Origin of the sequence: Stenotrophomonas sp. GD03654 (assembly GCF_029845105.1) — a bacterium.
GTDB lineage: Bacteria > Pseudomonadota > Gammaproteobacteria > Xanthomonadales > Xanthomonadaceae > Stenotrophomonas > Stenotrophomonas africana.
Genome location: NZ_JAOCLC010000016.1, coordinates 1 through 20828 on the forward strand (window position 1 = coordinate 1; position 20828 = coordinate 20828).

The 20828-nt window shown below is 63.0% G+C and carries 16 protein-coding genes; 3 read left to right on the forward strand and 13 right to left on the reverse strand.

Annotation, left to right across the window (positions count from 1 at the left end):
- Nucleotides 1-2057 (reverse strand): TonB-dependent receptor (locus N5J73_RS08425; protein WP_279940804.1); only part of this gene is annotated, 2057 nt, incomplete at its 3' end.
- A 171-nt stretch (nucleotides 2058-2228) separates the two neighbouring features.
- On the opposite strand from N5J73_RS08425, the gene N5J73_RS08430 reads away from it, so the two are divergent.
- From N5J73_RS08430 to N5J73_RS08440, 3 genes are all read left to right on the forward strand, one after another.
- Entirely contained in the window at nucleotides 2229-3431 is a 1203-nt protein-coding gene (locus N5J73_RS08430; protein WP_005411770.1) for an amino acid aminotransferase, read from the forward strand.
- A 419-nt stretch (nucleotides 3432-3850) separates the two neighbouring features.
- A complete protein-coding gene (locus N5J73_RS08435; protein WP_024958797.1) occupies nucleotides 3851-4867 on the forward strand; it encodes a class 1 fructose-bisphosphatase in 1017 nt (338 codons plus the stop codon).
- A gap of 108 nt (nucleotides 4868-4975) precedes the next feature.
- Complete coding sequence (locus tag N5J73_RS08440) at nucleotides 4976-5686, forward strand: 2OG-Fe(II) oxygenase (protein ID WP_049447453.1); 711 nt, start codon at nucleotides 4976-4978, stop codon at nucleotides 5684-5686.
- Between the two features lie 62 nt (nucleotides 5687-5748).
- Here the strand turns inward: N5J73_RS08440 and N5J73_RS08445 are convergent, their stop codons facing one another.
- From N5J73_RS08445 to N5J73_RS08500, 12 genes are all read right to left on the reverse strand, one after another.
- Nucleotides 5749-6219 carry a hypothetical protein gene (locus N5J73_RS08445; RefSeq protein WP_239508869.1) on the reverse strand — a complete coding sequence of 157 codons (471 nt, stop codon included), beginning with the start codon at nucleotides 6217-6219 and terminating at the stop codon, nucleotides 5749-5751.
- 1324 nt (nucleotides 6220-7543) lie between these two features.
- A complete protein-coding gene (locus N5J73_RS08450; protein WP_049447452.1) occupies nucleotides 7544-9775 on the reverse strand; it encodes an RHS repeat-associated core domain-containing protein in 2232 nt (743 codons plus the stop codon).
- 15 nt (nucleotides 9776-9790) lie between these two features.
- Entirely contained in the window at nucleotides 9791-13012 is a 3222-nt protein-coding gene (locus tag N5J73_RS08455) for a DUF6531 domain-containing protein (RefSeq protein ID WP_049447451.1), read from the reverse strand.
- 159 nt (nucleotides 13013-13171) lie between these two features.
- The gene (locus N5J73_RS08460) at nucleotides 13172-14263 is read right to left on the reverse strand and encodes a PA0069 family radical SAM protein (RefSeq protein ID WP_164078620.1); all 1092 of its coding nucleotides are present in this window, start codon (nucleotides 14261-14263) and stop codon (nucleotides 13172-13174) included.
- 142 nt (nucleotides 14264-14405) lie between these two features.
- Complete coding sequence (locus N5J73_RS08465; RefSeq protein WP_049447426.1) at nucleotides 14406-15149, reverse strand: pyridoxine 5'-phosphate synthase; 744 nt, start codon at nucleotides 15147-15149, stop codon at nucleotides 14406-14408.
- Nucleotides 15150-15158: 9 nt separating this feature from the next.
- Complete coding sequence (locus N5J73_RS08470) at nucleotides 15159-15428, reverse strand: hypothetical protein (protein WP_049447425.1); 270 nt, start codon at nucleotides 15426-15428, stop codon at nucleotides 15159-15161.
- 40 nt (nucleotides 15429-15468) lie between these two features.
- Entirely contained in the window at nucleotides 15469-16929 is a 1461-nt protein-coding gene (cls, locus tag N5J73_RS08475) for a cardiolipin synthase (protein ID WP_049447454.1), read from the reverse strand.
- Between the two features lie 102 nt (nucleotides 16930-17031).
- Nucleotides 17032-17445: a biopolymer transporter ExbD gene (locus tag N5J73_RS08480; protein ID WP_005411740.1), complete on the reverse strand. Its 414-nt coding sequence runs from the start codon at nucleotides 17443-17445 to the stop codon at nucleotides 17032-17034.
- Nucleotides 17446-17448: 3 nt separating this feature from the next.
- Complete coding sequence (locus N5J73_RS08485; RefSeq protein WP_005411739.1) at nucleotides 17449-17874, reverse strand: biopolymer transporter ExbD; 426 nt, start codon at nucleotides 17872-17874, stop codon at nucleotides 17449-17451.
- Nucleotides 17875-17936: 62 nt separating this feature from the next.
- On the reverse strand, nucleotides 17937-18698 hold the full coding sequence (gene exbB, locus N5J73_RS08490) for a TonB-system energizer ExbB (RefSeq protein ID WP_005411738.1): 762 nt from the start codon (nucleotides 18696-18698) through the stop codon (nucleotides 17937-17939).
- Nucleotides 18699-18792: 94 nt separating this feature from the next.
- On the reverse strand, nucleotides 18793-19350 hold the full coding sequence (locus tag N5J73_RS08495; protein ID WP_170272480.1) for an energy transducer TonB: 558 nt from the start codon (nucleotides 19348-19350) through the stop codon (nucleotides 18793-18795).
- 254 nt (nucleotides 19351-19604) lie between these two features.
- Nucleotides 19605-20792, reverse strand: coding sequence for a tetratricopeptide repeat protein (locus N5J73_RS08500; RefSeq protein WP_049447424.1), 1188 nt, complete (start codon nucleotides 20790-20792; stop codon nucleotides 19605-19607).
- Nucleotides 20793-20828: the final 36 nt, after the last annotated feature.

Genomic DNA, 20828 nt, shown 5'->3' on the forward strand with positions numbered 1-20828 from the left:
CGTCCCGGGCCCGGTTCGTAGAAGCGGCCATTGCCGTCATTGACGATCACCGAGCCGATGTAGGCCTGGTCCAGCACGTTGTCCAGCCGGGCGAAGGCGCGCAGCTCGCCACCCGGCAGGGTCCAGCGACGGCCGGCTTCCAGGTTCAGCAACGCATAGCCCGGCGCGCGCTCGGTGGCCAGGTCGTTGACCACGGTATCGCTGCTGGCAGAAGCCTCCAGCGCCCACTGCCAGTCGGCGGGGCTCCACTGCAGCCGGGCGAAGGCCTGCTGGCGTGGCACACCGGGCAGGCGGCTGCCCGCAGCAACCACGCTGTTCGAGGTCACGTACGGCGAGCGCACCTGCGCCTGCAGCCAGGTCCACGCCAGCTGCAGTTCCAGTTGCTCGGCCAGCGGCTGTCGATACTGCAGTTCCACACCCTGACGGCGGGTTCGGCCGATGTTGCGATAGGTGCTGCGCCCACCAATATTGCTGGCAACGGCCAGCTCATCGTCGGTACCTGCACGGAACAGGCTGATATCGAGCTGGGTGCCATCCTGTGCGTGCCACTTGCTGCCAATCTCCAGGCTGCGGCTGAGCGCCGTCGCCAGATCCAGCGCCAATCCCGCCTGGCCGTCGGCGCGATAACCCAGTTCGTTGAAGGTAGGGGTTTCGAAGCCACGTCCCACCGCCGCGTGCAGGCGCCACTGCGGGCTGGCCTCGAAGCTGATCCCGGCCACCGGCGTGGTCGCCTGGTAGCGGCGGCGACCACTGTCATCCGGGTTGCCGACGGTGATGTAGCGATCATCCGAGTCGAAGCGCACGGTGCTGTGGCGCAGGCCGGCCAGCAACGACCAGCGCGGGCTCCATTGCCACCAGGCCTGGGCGAACTGGTCCACGTTCTGCACGGTGTCGATCTGGTCACGACGCAGGCGCCCCCGCACGCCCAGGGCGCTGCCGATGAAGTTCTCGTAGCCGGTGCGGTGCTGGCGCTGGCGGTCGGCGCTGAGCCCGGCCACCAGATCCAGCGGTCGACCCGCCAGATCGCCGTGCCAGCCCCAGCGCGCGTCCAGCCCGCCGTAGCCGCCCTCCAGATCGATCACGCCGCCGGCATGCAGCGGGCTGTTGTTCTGGGGTGCCGGCGGAATCGGCAGGTACTGGCGTACCGCGCGCTGGCCGGCATAGCCCATCAATTGCCAGCGCTGTGCCCCGGTCTCCCGCGTCCAGCGTAGGCCGGCCTGCTGCTGGCGCACCGATTTTCGCGTGTTGTACTGGTGCGCCACCGCCGTGGCCTGGCGCGGATCCGCCGCCACCTGGGTACGGGTCAGGCCCAGCGGATCCTGCGCATCGGGGGCGTCAAGCGCGTTGAGCAGCAGCTCCAACCGCCCGCCGCCCAGCTCACCACCGATGCGTGCGTTGAGCGATTCACGGCGCGCGCGGCTGTGGTCGCGCCAGCCATCGGTGCGGAAATGACTGGCGGCGATGTTGTAGTCCAGCCCGTGGCCGGCACCCTTCAGCTGCGCGCCGACACTGAGTGTGTTGTCAGCCCCGGCGTTGAGGCGCAGCCGCCACGGGTCGCCGGCCTGGCCCTGCGCGCTCCAGACCTGCAGCACGCCGCCGGAGGAATTGCCGTACAGCGCCGAGAACGGCCCGCGCAGCACCTCGATGCGTTCGGCGCCCAACAGGCTGGCATGCGACAGCTGGCCCTGGCCATCGGGCATGGTCGCGGGCACCCCGTCGATCAGCACCCGCACCCCGCGCACGCCAAAGGTCGAGCGTGCGCCGAAGCCACGGATCGACAGCTGCGTGTCCTGGGCAAAGTTCTGCCGGTCACGTGCCAGCAGTCCGGGGACCCCAGCCAAGGCCTCAGACAGCTGCGCGCCGGTGCCCGCGCGGCTGGCGTCGATCCAGACCGTGTCCTGGCTGGCCGGCAGCGCGAACGGATCGATGCCCGGCACCCGGGCGGCCTGTACCTGCACCGCAGGCAGGGCGGTGGGCGCAGGCTCGGCCACCGCCGCCCAGGGCGACAGCAGCAGGGCGGACAGCGGCAGGCAATGGCGTCGTGCGGCGGGATTCATGATTCAGGTTGATGGATCGGGCGGCAACGCACGCCATGGTACGGGGCCGCGGATGACGATGGCGGCGGCCAGCCCCGGCAGGCTTTGTTACGATGGGCTGTTTCCGGCTGAAAAGCCGCAGACCGCGTAGCGCACTTCCTCCCCCTTTCCGTCTACCGAACGAGTACCGCCGTGTCCTTCTTTGCAAACGTGGAACTGGTCCCAGGCGACCCGATCCTGGGCCTGACCGAGGCGTACAACGCCGACAGCCGCCCGACCAAGGTCAACCTGGGTGTGGGCATCTACTACGACGAGAGCGGCCGCATTCCGCTGCTGCGCGCCGTCAAGCAGATCGAGCAGCAGCTCGCCGCTGAAGCCAAACCGCGCGGCTACCTGCCGATCGATGGCCTGCCGGCGTACACGCAGGCCACGCGTGAGCTGGTGTTCGGCAAGGATTCGCCGCTGCTGGCCGCTGGCCGCGTCACCACCGCGCAGACCGTTGGTGGCAGCGGTGCGCTGCGCGTCGGCGCCGACGTGCTGAAGAAGCTGCTGCCGCACGCCACCGTTGCGCTGAGCAACCCGAGCTGGGAAAACCACCGTGCGGTATTCAGCGCCGCTGGTTTCGACGTGCTGGATTACACCTACTTCGACCCGAGCACCCATGGCGTCGATTTCGACGGCATGCTGGCCGACCTGGGCAAGCTGGACGCCGGCACCGTGGTGCTGCTGCACGCCTGCTGCCACAACCCCACCGGCGCCGACCTCACGGTCACCCAGTGGAAGCAGGTCGCGCAGCTGCTGAAGGACAAGCAGCTGTTCCCCTTCATCGACATGGCCTACCAGGGCTTCGACAAGGGCATCGAGCAGGACGGCGCCGCCGTGCGCATCATCGCCGAAGCCGGCATCGACAGCTTCATCGTCGCCAACTCGTACTCCAAGTCGTTCTCGCTGTATGGCGAGCGCGTGGGTGCGCTGTCGATGGTGGCGCCGACCGCCGCTGACGCCAAGGCCGTGCAGTCGCAGGTCAAGCGCGTGATCCGCACCATCTATTCCAGCCCGTCCACCCACGGTGCTGCGCTGGTGGCCGGCGTGCTGACCAACCCGGAACTGCGTGCGATGTGGGAGCAGGAGCTGACCGAGATGCGCGAGCGCATCCATGCCCTGCGCCAGGGCCTGGTCGAGAAGCTGGCCGCTGCAGGTGCACCACAGTTCGGCTTCATCAACGAGCAGGCCGGCATGTTCTCCTACTCCGGCCTGAGCCGCGAGCAGGTCGAGCGTCTGCGCGACGAGTTCGGCATCTACGCCGTCGGCACCGGCCGCATCTGCGTGGCCGCGCTGAACCAGAACAACCTGGAATACGTCGCCAAGGCCGTGGCCACCGTCGCCAAGGGCTGAAGCAACACTCCAGTAGCTTGAAGACAAAGGCGCCGAAAGGCGCCTTTGTTTTTTGCTTTTGCTCTTGCCTTTGCCATCCCCACCGCGCTCGCGGCGAACCCTGAAGCGCGTGGGAGGGGGAGGCGCTGCAGGACCGTTGGCGCCATGGGCCCGAGGCATGCCTCGGGCGGGTTGGGCAGGACGCCCCACCCCGGTCTTGCCGTGTGCGCAGGACAGCGCACACGAGCAAGGCGCCATCGAGCTTACATGGACGTACTTGCAGCGTGTCCTGCATCGCCTCCCCCTCCCACGAGCCTCGACAAAAGGAAGGCGCCACGAGCGCAACGCATCTGGAAACGATTACGCCTTCCCGCGCTCACGCACGCCCCCGCCATACGGGCGACAATAGGCGTTTTCCCGCTGCCGAGACCTGCCCACTCATGTCCCGTACTTCGTTGACCCGCTTCCTGATCCAGGAACAGCACGCCGGCCGCATCAACGCCGACCTGCGCCAGCTGATCGCGGTCGTCGCCCGCGCCTGCACCAGCATCTCCATCGCCGTCAGCAAGGGCGCCCTCGGTGGCGTGCTGGGCGATGCCGGTACCGGCAACGTGCAGGGCGAAGCGCAGAAAAAGCTGGACGTGATCAGCAACGAGATCCTGCTTGAAGCCAACGCGTGGGGTGGCCACCTTGCCGCCTGCGCCTCGGAAGAAATGGACCACAGCCAGCCGGTGCCGGACATCTACCCGCGCGGTGATTTCCTGCTGCTGTTCGATCCCCTCGACGGCAGCTCCAACATCGACGTCAACGTCTCCGTCGGCACCATCTTCTCGGTGCTGCGCTGCCCGACCAATGTCGAACTGCCGGGCGACGACGCCTTCCTGCAGCCGGGCAGCAAGCAGATCGCCGCCGGCTACTGCATCTACGGGCCCAGCACCCAGCTGGTGCTGACCGTCGGCCATGGCACCCACGCCTTCACCCTGGACCGTGAGAAGGGCGAGTTCGTGCTGACCACCGAGAACATGCAGATTCCGCCGGCGACCCAGGAGTTCGCGATCAACATGTCCAACCAGCGCCACTGGGAAGCACCGATGCAGGCCTATGTCGGTGATCTGCTGGCGGGCAAGGAAGGCACGCGCGGCAAGAACTTCAACATGCGCTGGATCGCCAGCATGGTGGCCGACGTGCACCGCATCCTGACCCGCGGCGGCATCTTCATCTACCCGTGGGACAAGAAGGATCCGTCCAAGGCCGGCAAGCTGCGCCTGATGTACGAAGCCAACCCGATGGGCCTGCTGGTGGAACAGGCCGGCGGCGCCGCCTGGACCGGCCGCGAGCGCATCCTCGACATCCAGCCCGACCAGCTGCACCAGCGCGTACCGGTGTTCCTCGGCTCGCGCGAGGAAGTGGCCGAAGCCGTGCGCTACCACCACGCACACGACAACGCACAGGGCTGACGGCCTATCGCCTGACAGCGGTCATGGCAGAACGATGACATGACCGTGGGGTGACACCGAGGGCGGCAAACGGCACCATCAAGCCGTTGCCGCCTAAGGAATGCACGCATGCACGAGCAGGGCCCGGTCGATTTCATTGAAGTCATCCACAACGCCGTCCCCAGCGAGGTCTGCGCGGCCATCGTTGAACGCCTGCGCGCCACGCGTGGCCTGCAGCCCGGTGCCGTGGGCAGTGGCGTGTTCCCGGAACTCAAGCACAGCAAGGATCTGCGCATCAGTGGCCTGGACGGCTGGCAGGATGTCGATCAACAGCTGCAGCTTGCGGTGTTCAACGGCCTGCTGACTTATCTACGCCGTTATCCACAGGCGTTGATCGCCCCGCTGATGTTGCAGATCCAGGACAGCAACGGCCAACCGCGACGCCTGTCTGCCGAGGACTTCCCCGACATGCCGCCACAGCAACTGGCGGATCTTGCGCGGACCTGCCTGCGCCCCGGCGCCATCAACCTGCAGTGGTATGCGGCGGGCGAGGGTGGTTACCCCTACTGGCACTGCGAGCTGTACCCGAAGGACGCACAGGCCGAGACCCTGCACCGGCACGTGCTGTGGACGCTGTACCTCAACGACGAATTTGAAGAGGGCGAGACCGAGTTCCTGTTCCAGGGGCGGAAGATCGCGCCGCGCACCGGCAGCCTGCTGATTGCGCCGACGGCGTTTACCCATACCCATCGCGGTAACAGGCCGCAGGGTGGGGACAAGTTCATCGCGACGAGTTGGATCCTGTTCCAGAGCGCGCAGAAGTTGTTTGGGGGAGGGTGAGGTCATCGTACTCCTCCCGATTGGGGCCGATATCCAGGCAAGTTCGTTATGCCGTCGGTGGTTTACCGGGCCTCAGGAGAGCAGTAGTAGTCGCCGCCCCTGTCCGAGTCCCAGTAGGTTCCTCCAGAGAGCTTCACCGTACTGCCTCTTGTCGTCAGCTCTACCGAGCGCGCCAGGCGATCCTCGCAGAAGACCATCAATCTGTAATGGCGCTGCCGTTTGTCTTTCTGCAGTCGCCACCGCTTCTCTGCGGCTTGTTTGATGAAGAAAGCGGCGATCTGCTCTGGATCAGATTCGAGTTCGGCGTCGAAGACGGCCCCCAGGAACGTGACCTTCGGTAAGAACCTAACGTTCGTGGGATGGCTCCCTGAAGGAAGTTCAAAGGTCTCGGTAGCAGCGCGCAGTTCTGATTCTGTTGGCTTTCCGGTCCAATCGCCACCTCCGAAGGATCCAAACATTGAAAGATAGGTACCGCCTATCAGGGCCGCAATGACAGTGCACAGGAGCAGATGGCGCAACGGTACCTTTTTCAAGGCCTATTCCCCGACTGTCGTTGTTCGTCGCTACTTGAATCCCGCAAGGCTTCAGTCGTCTTTGCCCCGAGCACCGGATCATTGATGCTCGACGGAGCTGGGCGCTTGTGAGGACGACGGCGATACAGGATCCCCCCGCTGCCCCACCAAATACGGCAGTGCCGAGGCCGACCAGCTCTTCGCTGCCTAGCGGATCCGCTGACAGCAATTTAGCTGCCGTCAGTAGAAGAAAGTTCAATGGGAGCATCCACAGGAACGCGATGCCCAGCCAGTAGATGATCTTCATTTCATGCGCTCATGGATCCGGAAACACCGACTTGAACCAGTAGGCGGATATGCTTCGCATCCATGATGCTGAACTCTTTCGTCTCTAGCTCGTGCAACTTGCGCATGTCTATTCCATGGTGTCGAAACATCGAAATCAGCTCTCTTACGCTGGCCTCATCCACAGCCGACCGATCCATGGAAACAATGCTCCTGCTGAGAGATCCTTGGACGGGAGCCACACCTTGCGCCCTCACTTCTGGAGGAAAATTCAGCTTCGTCCAGCCGTAAATGAAACCTCAGGAATTTGATTTCCAACCTCAAAATGTCCAGAACGCGGAAAAGTCGCTGGGCGTAGACTGATTCACCCGACTATTGGGAGAGACAAGGGATAGCCAGGAATTGGAGACCCAGCCTTGCCATACACTTGGCCTTCTCGACCAAGATTTCCTTGCATCGACATGTGCACTGTAGATCGAATGATGTGTCCTCGATTCGAAGCAGCCTTTCGAATCGAGGACACATCGTCCCAGCCCGCATTCGTCTCCGGCACTGCATGGCTACTCCCTCAGTAGCCTGATGCTGTGCTCCACTCTGTATAGAGATATGGGGAATTGGCAGCGCCTAATGTTGATTGTTCCCATCTGACCGGCACTTCCTAATAAATCCATCTCTGAACTCGTTGGGCCTTTGCGCACTGCCATTCGTCGTTAGGCGAACAAAAAGTGGCCCCTGGGGCTGTCCAGTTGCCATCGCGAACAGCGCACTCTGACCTTCTGGTCCATCGTGCACTGCAATCAGCGTGAACTCGCCTTTGGCGTACTCTCCACGGCGGCGCTCGCCGATTGTGAAGCCGGGATGTCCACCAATCAGTACGTCAATACGGCGCTTACCGTCTACGAACACCCCGGTTTCAAAGTCAGGCCCAGGAGCGTCGGATTGAAAGCGCATGCCAGATTGAGCCTCTGCGCATACGTTGAATCGCTTACTTATGGGGGCCAGCTCCTTAGCGTGGCAGCCCAGCATCATATAAGCGACTAAACTGCACAGTATGGCGGTCCTATTTGCACCCACACCCTTTGATAATTGCCTCATTGCCCGCCTTCAATACGTCTTCTATGTTTTTTTCATTGACGGAGTTCATGTTAATCACCCTGCCCATGATTCCGGTTCCGTAGTCAGGCAATCCCATCAGATGCCCTGCTTCATGAGCGAAGGTGGCTGCGCCCCACTGTCCAGGCAGATACCATACGCCCTCATTCATCCACACCCGATTTACCCAAGACTCATGATCGCCCTGGCGAATCGACACGGCATTGGTTCTGACAGGATCGTACTTGTCCATTTGCATGACAACCGTCGTGACCTGGTATTTCCCGAATCTCCCAGTCCATGCCTTTTCGATTGCACTGGCCATCGCAGCCGCCTGAGCATTGCTTCCATTCTGGAAATTGATTGGCAAAGCGATGCCAACATTGTTTCCTGATTTGGTGCATGCATATGCGATAAGCCCCAGAGGATCGACATTGCTCATGGGATTGCCACCAACATATGCGTAGGTGTTGGTTCCCCCTGCCAATCCAATCGGATCACTCTGCACGTAGCGGCCAATACTCGCGTCATAGTCGCGGAAGCCGTTGTACCAGAGGCCGCTTTCCGCGTCGTAGTACTGGCCCGGAAAGCCAATGTTCAACCCGCCAATCTCATCCTTCTGGACGCTGCGTCCATAGGCGTAGTTGTACGCCTTCCAGACGGTCTGCTGGCTTGGGCTGGTGACGAACTCAGGGCGTCCCAAATGATCGGTATGCACGTAATTGTGCTGCCCGCTTCGCGCCAAGCCCACCAGCTCTCCATCGAACCAGAAGTAATTGGTCCACACACCGTTGTTGAGCTCAGTCATGAGCTGGTTCTGGCCAGCGTAGAAGTAGCGGCTGTTGGTGCTCTGGTTGATCTTGGCAACGCGCTGTCCCTGCGCATTCAGCACGTAGTCGGTCGCTACTCCTCCGATGTTGCTTCGGCTCATGCGATTGAAGGCATCGTATTCGTAGGTACTGATCCGGCTACCCGCAGTCTCGCTGATACGATTTCCCAATGCGTCGTATTGGTACTGGCGGCTGCCGTCCTGATTGGTGTAGTTCAGCACCCGGTTGCTCCCCGGGTCGATGCTGTACTGGGTCAGCTGACTACCGGCCTGATAGCGGTCGTGATTGCCGCCGGCGTCGTAGGAAAGATTGTTGGTGACGCCAAACCGAGTCAGCTGGGTCAGTCGGCTCAGTGAGTCGTACCCGATCATCTGCGTCATGTTCGGGTCGACAGCATCGACGATGGCGATGATTTCTCCATCACCACTGTACTGGTAGTCCCAATAGCTGAGCTTGCTGCTGTTGGGTCCCCAGACCGACATTGCCGTCAGCCGTCCCTCCGGATCGTGGTTATAGCCCCGGCCGAGGCCATTGCCATAAGCCAGCCACCCGCGCGCTCCCGTGGCCTTCCAGCTTGCCTGGGAAATGATCGAACGCTGCGTGCCGTCTACGGTTGCCACCAACGCGCTTGGTTTTCCGTGGGAACCATAGGAGTAGGTTGCCTTGTCACCATTGGGATAGGTGATCTCGCTCAGGCGATTGATGCCGTCGTAGCCATACGTCGTACTGTAATCCGTCTTCTGACCAGACAGATCTGTGAAGTCGCGGCGTATCTGCAGCGATCCATTCGCGGTGTAGGCAAAATGTGTTGCTGTTCCCGGCCCCGAGGTGCCGCACAACAGTCCTTTACCATTGCCACACCAGTCGTAGCTGTAGCCCAACGTCCGGTCCTCCGCACTCGCAGAGGTCATGCGACCCAGGCCGTCATAGTCGAAGGAAACAACGCTTCCGTCCGATCTGGTCGTCGATGTCCGTAGACCTGCAGCGTCGTACTGGTGCTGTGTCGTTCCCGTATCCGGGCTCACCTGCTTCCACATCTGGCCGAAGCCATCAAACTCATAGGTGGTGACCAGATTGCGGGGATCGCTCACTCGGATTGGACGATCTGCATGATCGTACGCAATCTGCGTCTTCCCTCCAGCAGCATCGATTGATTGGATCAAGCGACCGCGAGCGTCGTAGCTCATGCGGGTAACCCGATTCTGCGAGTCGGTGACCTGGGTGACGCGTCCCTCCGCGTCATAGGCATAACGCACGTTCTGTACGCCGTTTCCGCGCTCGACAATCACGCGACCCAGCTCGTCGTACTCATATGTATTGACGGAGACAACAGCGTTCAGCCCGATCAGGGCAAGCGTCAGTGCTGGCATATGGATAGTCCTTTCTTACCGAGGCCGTTCGCACGTGACGCGACCACAGCTTCCCTTGTTGTTCTCTACAGACAATGTCGCCCTCCCCTCCGGGCCCCACGCAGTACCGCCAGAGGCCATCTGCGCCTTGTAGATGAAGGTGACGTTGCCATTGCCGGTGTTCTTCGGACCAACGCTTCTGCTGAAGGTTGCAACTGCTCCAGGAGGCACCGGTCCAGCTAGGCCCATGCTTTCATTGAGCTGAAGAATTCCGAATGCCAGATAGGTGTCACCAGGATTCCACACGACGTTGCCGGTATTTCGGAACTGGAACGTCAGATTCGACGAGCCACCATTGAATATCTGGCGGGGTGATGCCGATGCGCTGACCAGTTCCGCATTTCGGACGACGGCAGGTATGGTGAAGGCTCCTGATCGATTGAGCAGCAGATGAGCCTGGCCCGAGGGCGAGATGCCGTGGACGTAGATGGGCTTTCCGCCATGTGCGTTGCGCATATTGGAATCCAACGTGAAGCCAAACCAATACGCCCCTTGCGATTGGCATGCGGCCTTTACGTCGTCGTTCGGAACCAGCGTGCCGGTAACGCTCCCAAGATACGTACCAGCGCCTGCCGGCCCTCCCGCATAGATGTGTACGGTGGTGGCCGCGTTGACGCCCACGGAGCATGCCCATCCTTGTACGGAGAAGTTCCAGTTCGCGTCGTTCGTAACCCCTGCGACGTCTCCGATGATCGTTGCCGTGGGAATGGCGAAGTTGCCGGAGTTGCCCAGCGCTTGGTTGTGCTGTGCTCCCTTCGGAGATACACCGTAGATGGAGAACTTGCGGCCACCCAGCTGCTGCCTCTGGGCCAGCGATATCGGCAGCTGGTATCTATAGCCATTGCCTGAGGCTTGGCAGGCGGCAGCAACCCCTGGCTCGCTGGCGAGGTTTGCCTGGGTGCTTCCCAGGTAGACGTTGCCTTCGGCGTAGCCATCCACCTGGATGGATCCGGCCGATCCGGTGGAGCAGGCCCAGCCTCGAGCGAACCAGTTCCACTGCCCGTCATGGGTGATTTCGTCAATCATTCCCTTGACTGCCGTATCGATCGGATAGTCGGTCTGTGAAACCTCGGTACGCGTGCGGTTGGAAGCGTTGTTGTAGCTATGACGGGTCCACGCCCACGTACCGTCTCCCAGCGAGCGGACTTCATGCGTCAGGCGGCGTCCTGCATCGTAGCCGTAGCGTACCGTCACGCCATCGGGCTGGGTGAGCGAGGCGATGTCGCCTGCGGAGGTGTAGCCAATGGCTGTGGTCGCCCAGCCGGTTCCCGAGCTGGTTCTGTCGGACACAACGCGGCCACGACCGTCATACGTCAGCTCCCGCACACCACCGTTCGCATTGACGATACGTCCCGGCAATCCCAAGCCGTTGAAGTTGGAATAGCTGATCGTATGACCGAGAGCGTTGGTGGTGCTGGTCAGATCGCCCTGGTTGTTGAAGGTCGAGGTGACGTCATCCTGCGGAAGCGGGCCATCGATTTTGATCGAGGCCTTCAATCCATTGGCGTGATAGCTATAGGTGGTGCGGGTTACCCGCGTCTGGCTGGGCACCCCACGTGCCGTCAGATTGCGCTCAGTCACGCTGGCCACGTTTCCGCGATCGTCATAGGTGTAGGCGACTTCAAGATCACCCACCACCGTTGTCTTGAGCAGCCGGTTACGCGCGGTATCCCACTCCTGCAACGTCGTACGTTCGGCCGTGCTGCCGACCGCTTCCACCCGCTTCAGCAGGTAGCCCTGTGCGCTGTAGTCGAAGTTGGTCAGATTGTCCTGGAAATCATGGACCAGATCAGGGTACCCATTGGCGTCGTAGCTCTGCTCCTTGTAGCTGGCAGGGCAGTTCGGCGACGGATCACCCTTGGTCGACACCATCTTTCCGTCCTTGAACGTGTAGGTGGTGCTGCGGCCAAGAGGGTTGATCACAGTGACATCGATATCGACGGGCCGCGTAAGGCTCGGCGCAGCGGCGGCGGTCATGCCGAGAGCGCTCTCCATCGGCAGCGAATCGACAGGCAGCGAGCGCGGCTGGTAGCAGATGCGTGAGCCTCCGGGGCGCTGTTCGCACCATCCACGCTCTTCGTCGGCGCGGACACCGCCCGGTCGAGCCGGGGCGGGGGGCGGAAGCACCGGTTCGGTGCTGCGCACGGCGTAGCTGAAGCGGAATCGTTCGATGCCGCCATTGTGCTCGGTGCTGATGGCGCGCCGCTCCGCGTCGTAGGCAAACGTGGAATAGCGCACGCCGTCAAAGGACTTGCCGGTCAGGGCACCCGGGAAGCGGGCATCTTCGTAGTGGTAGCTGATCGTCGTTGCAGGTGTGCCTGGTAGCGTCGCACTGGCGAGCCGGCCACGCCCGTTCCCGAACACGTTGGGGGTATAGGTGTAGCGGTAGATGTTGCCGGCCGGGTCGGTCACCTGGGAGACCTGTCCATTGGTCCAGCCAAAGCTGATACTGCGTCCCGAGGAGTGGGTGACCTTCTGCAGGTAGCGATCGGTATAGGAGAACGTCCAGCTCACACCTTGCTCATTGCTGAGCCGGGTGATGTAGCCCTCGGCGTTGTAGATTTCCGTCCCGTTGTTTTCGTTTCGAAGCGTGAACGTGCCGTCTCCGTTCGCGGCGAGATACGCGATGGGCTGGGCCTTGTCCTCGTACCAGCGCCCGCTGGCTGGATCCTTGAGATACTTGATGCGGCGACCGTCGGGCCGTTGTACCCACGCCAGCTGGTTTGCATCGGTGAACGCGAGCGAATAGTCGAAGTTGCTCAGCCAGTGATTGCCGAACAGGCCGGTCGCGCTCCAGTAATGATTGTAGTTGCGCTGCAGGAACAAGCCCATTTCGCCCTGGCTGGCGAAATCGAGTTCCGGCTCGACCTTGTTGCCGCTGTAGAGCACGACAGGATTGCCCTTGCGGCCATTGCAGTCCTTCTCCTTGTCGTCGGTCGGCTGCTCCTTGGCGGTTTCCGTGGGGATTGCGCCACCACCACCACCGTTATCCATCTGTGCTTCGGACAGATGGATTTCACTACCACCACCGAATCCAAAGCCACCCACGCCACCACCGCCAGTTCCAGGCAGCCGCTTCTTGGTGACGTATACGGTTCCCTCAGTGCTTGCTGCAGTCGCCGGGGTCATGGGCAACGAAAGGAATGGCAGCAGAAGGAGTGGGGACTTCAGAATGTTCCGTGTAGCAAAGTGCATCATGCGCTTTTGTAGCTCCTCATCCGAGACCGAGTCATTCAGTCACCGGGAATTCACGTTTGTAAATATTCTAGGTCGGTGTGCCGCCGATGTGCAACGCACACGGTGCGAATCTTCTGTGCCTTCTTGATCTGTGTTGGTCAACTCATGCCGACAATGGCGTCAGAACAAACTGCCCTGCGGTGACTCTTTCTTCGGCGGCAGCGGCTTCAGGAACCGGCTGCAATCCAGCTTCGGCCAATGGCTGTTCTGCGCATTGAAGCCGAGACGCTTTCGCGCCAGCTTGAAGCGGTTGTTCAACAGATCGGCATACACGCCTTGGCCACGCATGCGCGTGCCGAACTGACTGTCGTAGTCCTTGCCGCCACGCAGCTGCTGGATGGTGCTCATCACATGCGCGGCGCGATCAGGATGGTGCGTATCCAGCCAGTCGCGGAACAACGGCGCCACTTCAAGCGGCAGGCGCAGCAGCACGTAACCGGCTGTGCTGGCGCCGGCATCATGTGCGGCCTCCAGCACGGCTTCCAGTTCGCTGTCGTTGATCCACGGGATCACCGGCGCCACCATCACTCCCACCGGAATGCCCGCTTCATGCAGGCGCTTCATCGCGCGCAGCCGTGCATGCGGCGCCGACGCGCGCGGCTCAAGCTTCGCGGAAAGATGCGGGTCCAGCGAGGTCACCGAGAAATGCACGCTGACCAGGTTCTCCGCCGCCAGCGGTGCGAGCAGATCGATGTCACGCTCGACCAGTGCGTTCTTGGTGATCAGCGAGAACGGATGCCTGGTTTCCAGCATCACTTCGATCAGCTGGCGGGTGAGCTTGAACTTGCGTTCGATCGGCTGGTACGCATCGGTGTTGATGCCCAGTGCGATCGGCTGCGGCACATAGCCTGGTTTCGACAGTTCCTTGCGCAGCAGCTGCGGCGCATTGGTCTTGGCGAACAGCTTGGTCTCGAAGTCCAGGCCCGGCGACAGGTTCAGATAGGCGTGCGAGGGGCGCGCGAAGCAGTACGAGCAGCCGTGCTCGCAGCCACGATAGGGATTCACCGATTGACTGAAGCCGACGTCGGGCGAGTTGTTGCGGGTGATGATGCTGCGCGCGGTTTCGGCGCGCACTTCGGTGCGCAGGCGCGGGGCAAGGAACTCATCGCTCTCGTCGACCGCCCAGCCGTCGTCCACCGCCTCGCTGACGGTGCTTTCAAAGCGCCCGGCAAGGTGGGACGTGGAACCTCGGCCCTTGATCGCAATACCCATTGCGTCAAGGTACGCCAAGGCTGTCTCAATGGCTGCGACGGTCGCCTGAAGGGTTCAGGGCGGTGCTGAGCCGAGCATGGGCTCGGCTCTACAGTTGATGCAGAGACTTTGTAGAGCCGAGCCGACGCTCGGCTGCAATGCATCAAAGCAACGCCAGATAACCGCGCACCGTGGCATCCAGTCCGTCATACAGCGCCTCGCCGATCAGCGCGTGGCCGATCGACACCTCCAGCACCTCCGGCACGTGGGCCAGGAAGTCACGCAGGTTGTCCTGCGACAGGTCATGGCCGGCGTTGACCCCCAGTCCCACTGCCTGCGCACGGCGCGCGGCGGTGGCGAACAGCGCCAGCATCGCGTCGGCATCGCCGGCCGCGTGGGCTTCCGCATAGGGGCCGGTATACAGCTCGATGCGATCGGCGCCGACTTCGGCCGCCTGCTCCAGCAGTGGGTTGCCCGCGTCGACAAACAGGCTGACGCGACAGCCCAGTGCTTTCAGTTCCGCAACCAGCGGGCGCAGTCGCTCGGCATCGCGCTCGAAGTCAAAACCGTGATCGGACGTGATCTGCCCATCGCCATCCGGCACCAGGGTGGCCTGCGCCGGGCGGGTCTGTTCGCACAGCGGCAGCAGGCCTGGGTAGCCCTCGCGCGGTGGCGCGAACGGGTTGCCTTCGATGTTGAACTCGACACCCCGCACGCGGGTCAGCATGGACAGCGCCAGCACGTCCTCGGCGGTGATATGGCGGCGGTCCGGCCGCGGGTGCACGGTGATGCCATGCGCACCGGCATCCAGGCAGGCCTGGGCGGCACGCACCACGTCCGGTTCGGCACCGCCGCGCGAATTGCGCAGGACGGCGATCTTGTTGACGTTGACGCTGAGCTGGGTCATGGAACGGAACTACTTGGAAAGAGGGGACGGATCGTGATCGTTGGCGTCTTCGTTGCGGCGGGCCTGGGCCTGCTCGCGCAGGCGGCGCAGCTCCTCGGCATCGACCAGGGTGGCGGGGTCGCGCTGAAGGTCGCCGAAGCGGGCCACGTAGCGGCCGCGCACCCAGGCCAGCAGGAAGGCGAGGGCGGCCAGCAGGCACAGGCTCATCAGCCCCGCGCTGGGCGTCTTCAGGGCGAAGGCAAAGCAGCCCAGCGCCAGCAGCAGGTACAACCAGTACATAGTCGGGCTCCCCGGGTGATCGCCGCAGTGTAGCGCTGCGTCAGAGCAGCGGCGAGGCCAGCCGGGCGAAGGCCTCGGGCAGGCGGTGCAGCCACAACGAGCGGCCGGCCTGGTCGTGCACCCGCGTGGAACGGTCGAATTCGCCCTGCAGCAGTTCGGCCAGCGCGGCGACGCGGTCACGGTCGCTGATCATCATCGACAGCTCGAAGTTCAGCCGGAAGCTGCGGTGGTCGAAGTTGGCGCTGCCGACGATGCAGACATCGTCATCGGCGATGAAGGCCTTGGTATGCAGCATGCGTGGGCCGTACTCGTAGATCTTTACCCCGGCGTGCAGCAGCTCGTCGAAATAGGAGCGTGCGGCCTGGGTGACGAACCAGGAGTCGCTCATCTTCGGCACCAGCAGGCGCACGTCCAGGCCGCCCAGCGCGGCCGAAGTCAGGGCCATCCGCGCCGCTTCGCCGGGCACGAAGTAGGGCGTCACCAGCCACACGCGCTCGTGTGCTTCCTGGATGGCTGCCACGTGCAGGCGGTGGATGGTTTCCCAGCCCGAGTCCGGGCCGGATACCAGCACCTGGGCGTTGATCGCACCGTCGCCGCGCAGCGGCATGTCGGCTGGCCACAGGCGGGCGATGTCCATGCGCGAGGGATCCTGCCCGCTGGCGTAGAGCCAGTCCTCGGCAAATACCAGCTGCAGGCTGCGCACTACATGGCCGCGGATGCGCATGTGCAGGTCGCGGTAGGCGTCCGACTTGCGGCTTTCGTCCTCGTCGTCGGTGATGTTGATGCCACCGGTAAACGCCAGCCGGCCATCGACGATCACCAGCTTGCGGTGGGTGCGCAGGTTCAACCAGGGGCGCTTGAAGGGCTTCAGCAGCTGCCGTGGGTGGAACCAGATCGCTTCACCACCGGCGTCGAGCAGCGGCTGCAGGAAGCGGCGGGGCAGGGCGGAAGAGCCCACGGCATCGAGCAGCAGGCGCACCTGCACGCCGGCCTGTGCGCGCTCGACCAGGGCGTCACGCAGGGCGGTGCCGGCATGGTCCGGGTTGAAGATGTAGTACTCCAGATGCACGTGGTCGCGTGCCTGCGCGACGGCCTCAAGCAGCGCCGCGTAGGTCGCCGCGCCGTCCACCAGCCAGGTCACTTCGGTGGCGCTGCTCGGCGCAAGCCCTGTCGTGGCCTGGGCGATCTTGGCCAGCTCGGTGCAGTCGGCATCGGGCGGGCAGACGTCGCTGTAGTGCTCCATGCCCGACCGCGCGCGGCCACGGCGCAGGCGCTGCCGCTTCACCTTCTGCGGGCCCAGCAGGTAGTAGATGAAGAGACCCAGGTAGGGCAGCAACGCCAGTGACAGGATCCAGCTCAGCGTGGCCACCGGTTCGCGCTTCTGCAGCATGATCCAGCCTGCCAGCGCGAACAGGTACAGCAGGTAGGCCACCGCCAGGATCGTGCCGAGATGGGCGATGCCGTCAAGCCAGTGGCGCAGGGAGTCGAAGAGGGCGAGCATCCGCCGATCATAGCGGCCCCGGCCATCCGGCATGAAAAAAAACGCCCCTGTTTCCAGGGGCGTCTGCAGTCGCGTCATGACTGTTGTGTTGCGGTGTAGCGATTACTGCTGCACAAAACCGATCTTCTTCATCTGAGCATTCTTCGCGGCGGCCAGAACCTTGGCCATCACGTCGTACTCGGAATCCGGGCTGGCGTCGATGCGCAGTTCCGGCTGGTTCGTCGGGTCACGCTGGACCTCCTGCTCCATCCGCTGCTGCAGCTCGCTGGTATTGATCGGGCTGTTGTTCCACGAGACCTGGTTGCTGGCGTCGATCTTCAGTTCGATCGGCGGCGGCGGTTCGACCAGCTGCGGCGGTGGATTGAGCACGCGCTGCGGCAGGTCCACGGCGATCGGGTACGTCATGATCGGCGCGGTCACGATGAAGATGATCAGCAGAACCAGCATCACGTCCACAAGGGGCGTGACGTTGATGTCTGCCATGGGGCCCTTGCCACCACCACTACTGAATGCCATGGCTTATTGCCCCTTTTCTTTGGTCGCGACGAAGCCGACGTCCAGCATGCCCTGCTCCTGCGCGACCTTGGTCAGGTCGTTGATGACGCGCATCTTGGTGGTGCGGTCACCACGCAGGTTCAGCGGCGGCTGCGGGGTCTGCTGGGCGGCGGTCGCCAAGCGCGACTCGAGAGTCTGCTTGTTGATTTCTTCGTCGTTCCAGTAGATCGAGCCGTCTTCCTTGACTGCCAGGGTGATCGGTCCGGAACGCTTTTCAGCGTCTTCCGGCTTCTGGATCAGGTTGGCTTCCGGCAGATCCACCTTGACCTTGTGGGACATCAGGGGCGCCGTGATGATGAAGATGATCAGCAGCACCAGCATCACGTCCACGAGGGGCGTAACGTTGATGTCGGCCATGGGGCCGCCGCTGTTACCACTACTGAAAGCCATAACGGGCTCCGTCTAGATCTTGGTGACTACTTACGTTCGTCGCAGGGTGACGCGCGCCGCAATTAGCGGACGCGCGAGCCGGTGGCGAAGAAGTCGTGCAGGTCGTGCGCGAAGGTATCGAACTTGCTGATGGTCGCGCTGTTGATCTTGCTGAAGAAGTTGAAGGCGAACACAGCCGGGATCGCGACGAACAGACCGATCGCGGTCATGATCAGCGCTTCACCCACCGGGCCGGCAACGGCGTCGATCGAAGCGGAGCCGGTGGCACCGATCTTGATCAGCGCGCCGTAGATGCCCCACACGGTACCCAGCAGACCGACGAACGGAGCGGTTGCACCGACGGTGGCCAGCAGGGTCATGCCCGACTGCAGCTTGTTGCTTTCGCGGGTGACGGCCTGACGCAGAGCGCGGTCGACGAACTCCGAACGGCTCAGGTTCTCACCCACGCCGCCGGTGGCGCCGCCTTCAGCGCGCTGGTGGTGGGCAGCAGCCTGGGCAGCGTCCAGGGCGATCTTGGAGAACGGCTCGGAAGCCGGCTGTTCTTCCATCGCACGGATGGCGTCCTGCGCGTTCGGGGTATCCCAGAACAGGCTGACGACGCGATCGGCGGCGCTCTTCAGGCGGGTGGCACGGAAGATGTTGATGACGGTCCAGTACCAGGACATGGCCGACATGGCGATCAGGGTCAGCAGCACGACCCAGGAAACCGCGAAATCACCCGGCTTGGTGGTCATTTCGTGGATCAGGTGCTCGAAGCCCATCTGCGACAGGGCGTTGGACGGATTGCCCCCGGCAGCAGCGGCGATGAAAATTTCCTGCAGCATGACGCTTACCTTTGTTGTGTGTGGTGATAAAGGGTGTAGCTAAGCTAAACAATCGAACCGGGAGCGGGGGTGGCCAGGCGGCCACCCGGACGCATCAGTTCAGCGCAAAGTTGACCGGGACGCGAACGCGACCTGCCGCCTTCTTACCGCCAGATTCAGCGGCGTTGAAGCGCCACTTGCGAGCCGCTTCCATCGCAGCACGGTCCAGGTCGCGGTTACGGCTGGACTTTTCCACCGTGACATTGGTGACGTTGCCGCTGGCATCGACATCAATGATCAGGATCACTTCGCCCTGGATACCAGCGCGGAAGGCTGCCGGCGGGTAGCGCGGCGGATTCATGGCCTTCGACGAGATGTCCACGCTGGCCTCGATCGAGGTCGCAGGTGCCGGCGGCGCGGGCGGCGACGGCGGGGTGACGATATCGCTCGGGCGCGGTTCCGGCACGTCCACGACCGGCGCCTGCGGCGGCGGCGGGACCGGCGACGGCTTCGGCGGCGACAGATTCTTCACCGGCGGCGGCGGAGTATCTGTCGGCGGCGGCGGCGGCGGCGGCGGGGGCGGCGGCGGCGGTGCGTCGACGATGGTCACCATGACGTTACGCTCCTTCTCAGCCACGGCCTTGGGGGCCACGGCGGGGATCAGGAGCATCATGAAGGCGGCCAGATGCAGGGCGATTACAAACGCGATGCCGACGATGCGAGGCCAGCTCAGCCCCTTGTCATCGGGTTGTTCGTACCGGTGAACGACTAGTTGTTCCGTCATGCGCCAAGAGCTCAATAGTGGGGCCGGGATGCCGGGGGCGGAATCCCTGATCAGCGGTGCATGACACCGCAGGAACCTCCAAGCTTATACCAATCCTGAGCGCCTGCGCATCAACTGGGCAGGCATTCAGGCGTTATTCCTACTTACTTCAGGTTGATGATTTTTTTGGCATCAGCCTGGTTCTTCACACCCTTCGCCAGCGCCTGCTGGGCGGCCTGCTTGGCCTCCGGGATGCGACCTTCGGCATGCAGGACGCGTGCCAGGTTCAGGTAGGTCTCACCGTCCTTGGACAGCGGGGCAGCCTTCTGCCACGCATCGATCGCCTGCGGCACCTGGTCGGAGTAGTAGTAGGACTGGGCCAGCGCCAGGTAGACCTGGTAGTCCGGCTTCAGGATGCCCTTCTGCAACCCTTCGTTGATGACCGCGATGACGTCCTTTTCCTTGTGTTCGGTGTTGGCATAGATCGAGTACAGCTGCTTGTACTCGCGCTCTTCGGTGAGCTGGCCGCTGCTGCGCAGCTTGTCCATCACCGCAGCCGCCTTGTCCATCTGGTCGGCCTGCATGTACATGCTGGCCAGGTTCAGCTGGGCCTTCTTGTCGTTGGGGTTCTTGGCAGCCAGGGCCTCGGCTTCCTTGACCGCTTCACCGGACTGGCCGGCTTCGGACAGGGCCGCCATCAGCAGCTGGTTCCAGTTGTCCTTCGGTTCGGTCGAGCCAGCGATGGCCTGCTTCAGCACCGGAATCGCTTCCTGGTAGCGCTCCAGCTGGTACAGCGCCTGGCCCTTGGCGATCAGCTCTTCCGGCTTGGTCGACTTGCTCTCGGCGAAGTACTTGTCGAGAGTGGCCAGGCCTTCGGCTGTCTTGTCTTCCTGCAGTTCCAGCTGGCCCAGCATCAGCATCGACTGGAAGTGGCCGTTGTTGTCCAGGCCGTTGAACTGCAGGACCTGCTTCAGGTAGGCGATCGCCGCTGCGGTGTCGTCGGTCTGGTAGGCGGCCTGCGAGGCCAGCTGTGCGGCCAGCGACTTGTCGTACTCGTTCGCGGCGCTGTCAGCCAGGATGGCGTCGGCCTGCGTGCGGGTCTCCGGGAACTTTTCCTTGTTGTAGCTGTCGATCATTTTCTGCAGCTTGCTGCCCAGCTTGGCCGAAGCCTTGACCGTCGGCTCCTGGCGGGTCGCGTTCGGGTACAGCACCTCGGCCTTGGCCTGCTTGCCGCCGCGGTTGCCGCGCTCGGAGGAGCGCGAGGACTGCGCGAAGGCATCGGTGACCACGGCGCCGGTCAGGGCGGTCGCGACGAGGACGGAAAGCACAGCTTTGTGGTTACGGAAAATCATCGTTCACCTCGATCGAACCGCCGGTTAGCGGCAAAG

Bases quoted from the DNA above. Each gene is read 5' to 3' on its own strand.
- N5J73_RS08435 (WP_024958797.1), top strand. From the start codon at position 3,851: ATGTCCCGTACTTCGTTGACCCGCTTCCTGATCCAGGAACAGCACGCC.
- N5J73_RS08440 (WP_049447453.1), top strand. From the start codon at position 4,976: ATGCACGAGCAGGGCCCGGTCGATTTCATTGAAGTCATCCACAACGCC.
- N5J73_RS08450 (WP_049447452.1), bottom strand. From the start codon at position 9,775: ATGCCAGCACTGACGCTTGCCCTGATCGGGCTGAACGCTGTTGTCTCC.
- N5J73_RS08455 (WP_049447451.1), bottom strand. From the start codon at position 13,012: ATGATGCACTTTGCTACACGGAACATTCTGAAGTCCCCACTCCTTCTG.
- N5J73_RS08460 (WP_164078620.1), bottom strand. From the start codon at position 14,263: ATGGGTATTGCGATCAAGGGCCGAGGTTCCACGTCCCACCTTGCCGGG.
- N5J73_RS08465 (WP_049447426.1), bottom strand. From the start codon at position 15,149: ATGACCCAGCTCAGCGTCAACGTCAACAAGATCGCCGTCCTGCGCAAT.
- N5J73_RS08470 (WP_049447425.1), bottom strand. From the start codon at position 15,428: ATGTACTGGTTGTACCTGCTGCTGGCGCTGGGCTGCTTTGCCTTCGCC.
- cls (WP_049447454.1), bottom strand. From the start codon at position 16,929: ATGCTCGCCCTCTTCGACTCCCTGCGCCACTGGCTTGACGGCATCGCC.
- N5J73_RS08480 (WP_005411740.1), bottom strand. From the start codon at position 17,445: ATGGCATTCAGTAGTGGTGGTGGCAAGGGCCCCATGGCAGACATCAAC.
- N5J73_RS08485 (WP_005411739.1), bottom strand. From the start codon at position 17,874: ATGGCTTTCAGTAGTGGTAACAGCGGCGGCCCCATGGCCGACATCAAC.
- exbB (WP_005411738.1), bottom strand. From the start codon at position 18,698: ATGCTGCAGGAAATTTTCATCGCCGCTGCTGCCGGGGGCAATCCGTCC.
- N5J73_RS08495 (WP_170272480.1), bottom strand. From the start codon at position 19,350: ATGATGCTCCTGATCCCCGCCGTGGCCCCCAAGGCCGTGGCTGAGAAG.
- N5J73_RS08500 (WP_049447424.1), bottom strand. From the start codon at position 20,792: ATGATTTTCCGTAACCACAAAGCTGTGCTTTCCGTCCTCGTCGCGACC.